At 31.2% G+C, this 6,545-nt stretch carries 8 protein-coding genes; 3 read left to right on the top strand and 5 right to left on the bottom strand.

The window, feature by feature from the left end:
* Window positions 1-40: 40 nt before the first annotated feature.
* Window positions 41-217, bottom strand: coding sequence for a hypothetical protein (locus tag C1H87_RS23515; protein ID WP_199769320.1), 177 nt, complete (start codon window positions 215-217; stop codon window positions 41-43).
* A 97-nt stretch (window positions 218-314) separates the two neighbouring features.
* A complete protein-coding gene (locus C1H87_RS23235; RefSeq protein ID WP_102758117.1) occupies window positions 315-956 on the bottom strand; it encodes a peroxiredoxin in 642 nt (213 codons plus the stop codon).
* Window positions 957-1,167: 211 nt separating this feature from the next.
* Here C1H87_RS23235 and fumC point away from each other — a divergent pair, with 211 nt between their 5' ends.
* A complete protein-coding gene (fumC, locus tag C1H87_RS23230) occupies window positions 1,168-2,565 on the top strand; it encodes a class II fumarate hydratase (protein WP_102758116.1) in 1,398 nt (465 codons plus the stop codon).
* A gap of 150 nt (window positions 2,566-2,715) precedes the next feature.
* On the opposite strand, the gene C1H87_RS23225 is transcribed toward fumC, so the two are convergent.
* The 3 genes from C1H87_RS23225 to C1H87_RS23215 form a co-directional block, all read right to left on the bottom strand.
* Window positions 2,716-3,291, bottom strand: coding sequence for a Crp/Fnr family transcriptional regulator (locus C1H87_RS23225; protein WP_102758115.1), 576 nt, complete (start codon window positions 3,289-3,291; stop codon window positions 2,716-2,718).
* Between the two features lie 52 nt (window positions 3,292-3,343).
* On the bottom strand, window positions 3,344-3,556 hold the full coding sequence (locus C1H87_RS23220) for a hypothetical protein (RefSeq protein WP_102758114.1): 213 nt from the start codon (window positions 3,554-3,556) through the stop codon (window positions 3,344-3,346).
* Window positions 3,557-3,704: 148 nt separating this feature from the next.
* Window positions 3,705-4,589: a chromosome partitioning protein ParA gene (locus C1H87_RS23215; RefSeq protein WP_102758113.1), complete on the bottom strand. Its 885-nt coding sequence runs from the start codon at window positions 4,587-4,589 to the stop codon at window positions 3,705-3,707.
* A gap of 123 nt (window positions 4,590-4,712) precedes the next feature.
* On the opposite strand from C1H87_RS23215, the gene C1H87_RS23210 reads away from it, so the two are divergent.
* Entirely contained in the window at window positions 4,713-5,726 is a 1,014-nt protein-coding gene (locus tag C1H87_RS23210; RefSeq protein ID WP_102758112.1) for a formimidoylglutamase, read from the top strand.
* 88 nt (window positions 5,727-5,814) lie between these two features.
* On the top strand, window positions 5,815-6,531 hold the full coding sequence (locus C1H87_RS23205; RefSeq protein ID WP_102758111.1) for a hypothetical protein: 717 nt from the start codon (window positions 5,815-5,817) through the stop codon (window positions 6,529-6,531).
* Window positions 6,532-6,545 lie beyond the last annotated feature (14 nt).

Below are 6,545 nucleotides of genomic sequence, written 5' to 3'. Positions count from 1 at the left end.
CTAATTTAGCTTCCTTTTTAAATATAATTGTCAAATAATGTTATGCATTTTGACGTTTTGCTTTTTTCTCTGCGCGAATTTCTTTAATTCTTTCAATTAAAGCGCCTCCAATCCAATAAGGAATTACGAAAGTTAATAGAAATATCATTAACCAAAATCCTATTGTTAGTATGGTTAAAAAAGCTAAAAATCCTAAATATTGATCAAAATCAAACATAATTGTAAGTGTCTTTTTTATAAAATCTTTCGCAAAGATAATGTAAAGCTATTTGTTATACAATATCAAATTAAAAATTTATAAATAAGAAACCTTCCTAATTTAAATTAGGTTGTGGCGTCATTCTTAAATAAGGCTTAACTTCTTTAAACCCTTTTGGAAAAATGCCCGGAATGTCTTCTGATGCAATAGAAGGTACAACCACACAATCGTCCCCGTTGTTCCAATTTGCCGGAGTGGCCACCTTATGATATGCTGTTAACTGTAAAGAGTCGATAACACGTAACAACTCATCAAAATTTCTGCCGGTTGATGCAGGGTACGTTATAGTTAACTTAACTTTTTTGTCGGCTCCAATAACAAAAACCGAACGTACTGTTAAATTACTATCCGCATTAGGATGAATCATATCGTATAATTCAGATACTTTTCTATCTTCGTCTGCTATGATGGGAAAATTAACCGTAGTATGCTGCGTTTCGTTAATATCCTTAACCCATCCATTGTGAGAATCAATACCATCAACACTTAATGCCACAACTTTTACGTTGCGTTTGTCAAACTCAGCTTTGTATTTTGCCACCGTTCCTAACTCGGTAGTACAAACTGGTGTATAATCTGCCGGATGCGAAAATAAAACACCCCAGCTATCCCCTAGCCAATCATGAAAATTAATAGTGCCTTCGGTTGACTGAGCTGTAAAATTGGGGGCTTCATCTCCTAATCTAATTGCTGCCATAATTACTGTTTTTTTTAGTGTTTGTTAAATTAGTTTTATAGTAAAAATATTTACTTTTTTAGCATCTTACTAAGGTACGACTTTTTACAATAGTTTTTTCAATCAAGCATATTATAGAAGTGTTAAAAAAGTCTTTAAAAAACTAACATAAATCATATAAAAAAGCATCTTAAAACAATTAACTTTGCTACTTAAATTAAACATTAAAAAGATGAGTTACAGAATAGAGAAAGATACTATGGGTGAGGTTAAAGTTCCTGCTGATAAACTTTGGGGAGCTCAAACTGAACGTTCAAGAAATAACTTTAAAATTGGGGCTCCAGCTTCTATGCCTTTAGAAATCGTTTACGGATTTGCATATTTAAAAAAGGCTGCAGCACATACCAATTGTGAACTTGGAGTTTTAGCTGCCGAAAAACGTGATTTAATTGCTAATGTTTGCGATGAAATTTTAGAAGGTAAGCACGACGATCAATTTCCTTTAGTTATATGGCAAACCGGTTCGGGAACTCAAAGTAATATGAATGTTAACGAAGTAATTGCTAACAGAGCACATCAACTAGCTGGGAAAGTAATTGGAGAAGGAGAAAAAACGATTCAGCCAAACGATGATGTTAACAAATCGCAATCTTCTAACGATACCTTCCCTACCGGCATGCACATTGCCGCGTACAAAAAAGTAGTAGAAACTACTATTCCTGGCGTAAAACAATTACGTAATACATTAAATAAGAAATCGGAAGACTTTAGAGATGTTGTAAAAATTGGACGTACACATTTAATGGATGCTACACCTCTTACCCTAGGTCAAGAACTTTCGGGTTACGTAGCTCAATTAGATCATGGTATTAAAGCCTTAGAAAACACCTTGCCACACTTAAGCGAGTTAGCACTTGGAGGTACCGCTGTTGGAACTGGATTAAACACGCCTAAAGGATACAGCAAACGTGTTGCAGAATATATAGCAGAATTTACAGAATTACCATTTGTAACTGCACCTAATAAATTTGAAGCTTTAGCAGCACATGATGCATTAGTAGAAACTCATGGTGCTTTAAAGCAATTAGCCGTTTCCTTAAATAAAATTGCTAACGATATAAGAATGATGGCTTCTGGACCACGTTCTGGTATTGGCGAAATTATTATTCCAGCCAACGAGCCAGGAAGTTCTATTATGCCCGGAAAAGTTAACCCGACACAATGTGAAGCATTAACCATGGTTTGTGCACAAGTTATAGGAAATGATGTTGCCGTTTCTGTTGGTGGTCTACAAGGACATTACGAATTAAACGTATTTAAGCCTGTTATGGCTGCTAACGTTTTACAATCTGCTCAATTAATTGGAGATGCCTGTGTAAGTTTCGATGTAAATTGTGCCGTTGGTATAGAACCTAATAAAGAAGTTATTACTAAATTATTGAATGATTCTTTAATGCTAGTAACTGCTTTAAATACAAAAATTGGCTATTATAAAGCTGCCGAAATTGCTAATACAGCACATAAAAATGGTACAACCTTAAAAGAGGAAGCTATTAATTTAGGCTATGTTACTGCCGAAGATTATGATGCTTGGGTAAAACCTGAAGATATGGTTGGAAGCTTAAAATAAATTCCAATAACATCATTGCATAAAAAAACAGGTAATACGATTACCTGTTTTTTTTTCTTGGTTGGTTAGCTATCAATCCTTTTTATTTTACAATCAAAAGGAAATCAAGCCAAATATATAATTTAACAATAAAGAAATAGTTAACATATGTTAATTGTTGTCAATTTTTTTTCTTATTCTACTCAATTGCACTGGAGTAATGCTTAAATATGATGCAATATGGTATTGTGGAATTAGGTCATCAATCCCTGGTATTTTCTTTCTCAATTTTAAATAACGTTCTGTTGCATCCATAGAAATAAACTCTAATTGCCGTTCTTCATACCTAATAAAAACTTTCTCCAACACCTTATTATACAGCCTACTAACCTGAATATCTTCATTACAAAGTTGCATAACATCCTTAAATCCTATTTCATAAACTTTACAATCTGTAAGTGCTTCGTAGGTTAATCTAGAAGACTCTTTTTTAATTAAAGCTGTAAGCGAACCAACAAAGCTAAAAGGCATAAAAAAGTTTTTATTATACTCTTTTCCTGTTTCAGAACTTAGATAGGCTCGTATAATTCCAGAAATAAGCATATATATTTTGCTGGGAACTTCACCAGACTTATCTATTTGATAGCCTTTTTCGAATTTTCTAAAAGTAGATATACTAGCAAGCTTCTCAAAAGTTTCTTCTGAGACATCTAAAAATGAATTTATAAAAATCACATTCGGATTCATGTTTATAGTTTTTTAAGCTGTTGGGCATGTTTGGGGTATAAATAGCAATCTCCTATTTAAAATTAGGAATTAATACATTCGTTTGTTGAAATAAAAATGGTATTTCGGAATATTCTAAAGTAAAACCTTCTATACAACTTTTGCTAAATTTCTCTACAATTTGCAAATAAACTTGTTTAGGTGTAGCATTTAGCTCACCTATTAATAATCTAGCATAAAATGTATGGTGACTTACATCACTTGGGGCATAATCTAAAGATTTCATTTTAGTAGGTTAAAAAATCGGAACAAAGCTAATGGTTTTAACCATATTCTCTTACAAAAAAGCAGTAATAATTTACAAAGTAATTTAAGGGCATAAAAAAAGCCTCAGGTAAAAACCTGAGGCTTAAAGTTTAAGTGTTATAAATAATTTACTTTAATGTAAACTCTGAGCTCGAAACTAAATCTCTTTCGTTAAAAACATTTACAACGTAACGTCCTTTTTCAAAATTCTTCTTTCCTTTAGATGCTACAAACTCGCAAATATTAAGGCTAGCATTCTCATAGTTAAACTTACTAATAATGCTATAACTTAATGTTTTTCCATTAAACTCAACTTGTTCATTTAAACCTAAAGTATTGTTTTTAGGATCGATTACTTGTACATATAATTCTTGATCTCCTGCTTGAACTAAACCATTTTTAGCAACTGTAAAGCATACTCTAATTTTATCTGTACGACCTGCACGCTCTGTTGGTATTAATTTCCCAGAAGTTCTTTCAATAACTCCAAATCCTTTTAATCCTACTGTATTTAAAACCGCTGCATTTTCAACAACTTCTGCTAAAGCATTGTTTTGTACCAATAAAGAATCTGTAAACATAGTACGCTCTTCTAAACGTACACGAGTACTATCTAAAGATGTTGCTAAATATGAATTCTCTACTCTTAAAGAATCGTTTTGTGCTAACAAAACGTCCATCTCTTTTTGTAAAGACTGGTATTTCTTTTTATATCTCCATAAACTTCTTACGTTAGTCTCAGAAATCTTTAATGAGTCTATTAAACCTTGAATACGTGATCTTGCGTCTAGTAAGTTCTTATTGGCAACATCATTTTCGCTAATAGCAACGTCATATTGTTTAGCCATAGCATTTAGGTCATTCATAACCAATTGCTTTTCTTCGGTTAAATCTTTTTGCACCTGGTTACTACTTTTATACAAGTTTATTGTATAAAATCCAGTAGCTAAAAATAAAACCAATGCTACTCCTAATGCTATTTTAAGCCCCATACTATTCTTGCTGTTTTCCATAATTGCTTGTTTTTATGTGTTTATTATAGTCAAATGTTGTGATAATTAATAGTCTTTGTGTTTTTAATGTTATATTTAAATAATGACGTATTTTAGTCCTATAGAAAAACTATTCGCTAAAATATGGATAAACTGGTTTTATTTAAAAATTCTTCTCGAAATAAATTATTAAACAAACGCCTTGGTGAATCCAAATTTGGTCAAGATGTTAAATTATTATCGAACATTTCCAATATATACGAACAACTTAAAAATTTGGATGTTACTTATGTAATAATTGGTCTGCCAGAAGATGCTGGAGTATTTGCAAACCATGGGAAAACAGGCGCTTCAAAGGCTTGGGAGGCCACTCTTAAAATTTTATTAAACGTTCAAAGTAACCAATATACTAAGGCCAACAGAGTTTTAATTTTAGGGCATCTTGATTTTTCGGAAGAACTTTTTGAAATTTCGGAATTAGATTCTTCAAAGAAAAAAGATGTTTTAAAAGCCAGAAAAATTGTTTCTAATATCGATGGCCACGTATCTCATATTATTAACCAAATAGTTCTTGCAGGCAAAAAACCAATCATTATTGGTGGTGGTCACAATAACGCTTATGGAAATATTAAAGGAACATCGCTAGCCTTAAACAAACCTATAAATGTTATTAATTTTGATGCCCATTCCGATTTTAGACCCGAAGAAGGGAGACATAGCGGTAATGGTTTTAGCTATGCTTACGCCGAAGGCTTTTTAAAAAACTATTTTATTTTTGGGTTACACGAAAACTATACTTCCGATAAATTATTTAAAACATTAAATAAAGTAAAATCTATTAAATACAATACATTCGAGTCTTTAGAAATTAGACAGGAGTTAGAATTTGAAGAAGAATTAAATCGTGCACTTAGCCATATTTCTAAAACACCATTTGGTATTGAAATAGATTGCGATGCTATTGAAAACATTCCGAGTAGTGCCATGACCCCCAGTGGGTTTAGTGTTAACAAAACCAGACGCTTTTTAAACTTTTTTGCCAAGCAAGAAAATGTTTGTTATTTGCATATTTGCGAAGCAGCTCCAAAGAAAAAGACAGAAGTTAATATTGGAAAGCTTATTACGTATTTAGTTACAGATTTTATAAAAGCTAACTAACCATATCAATAATTATGTTAAAGCTTCTTTTAAAAGTTGTATTATAGCTTGTAATTGTACTATATTAGCTACTCCCAATATTTTGCATGTGAAAAAACTTATTTTACTAATCATCTTTATCTGTTTTTATTCGTTCAATTTTCATTCACAAAATGAACAAAACAGTAATAATTATTACAAATGGTTCGACTCTGTTATTAATGTAAGTAACACAAGCCTACTTAACGGTATTAATTTCAAAGAAGAGTATAGAACAATAGAAGACAATAATCAATATTTTTTAACGAAACAATTTTTACCTGGAAATGTTGTTTACGATGGACAATCGTATTACGATATACCTATGAAATACGATATTCATAACAATGAACTCATCATAAGATTAACTGACGAAAAAGGCCACTACTTAGTTATTCAACTAACTAAAAAGCATATAGAGAATTTTAAAATTGATAATCATAAATTTATAAATGCAGATCAATTAAAATTAGATATACCTGTTTTTAGTCGCGAAGGCTTTTATGAAGTTTTATTTCATAATAGTAATCTATCGTTATTCAAAAAACATATAAGGGATAAACGAGAACGCTTAGGTGATAAATTTTCTTATATCGAATTTGTTTATAAAAGTAAATTCTTAATCAAGCACAATAATAAGATTTCTAATATAAGATCTAAAAAAGATTTGATCCGATTACTCCCAGAACAAAAAAAAGCAATTAATGCATTTTATGATAAGAATAGAGTTTTGAGAAAATCTAATTATGATACATTTTTGATTAATCTATTGAAACATTTGAATTAACTCATTAAAACAGT

The organism is Flavivirga eckloniae (assembly GCF_002886045.1).
GTDB lineage: Bacteria > Bacteroidota > Bacteroidia > Flavobacteriales > Flavobacteriaceae > Flavivirga > Flavivirga eckloniae.
Note: the sequence above shows the minus strand (reverse complement) of the source record. Positions and strands in the feature narration are given on the sequence as shown.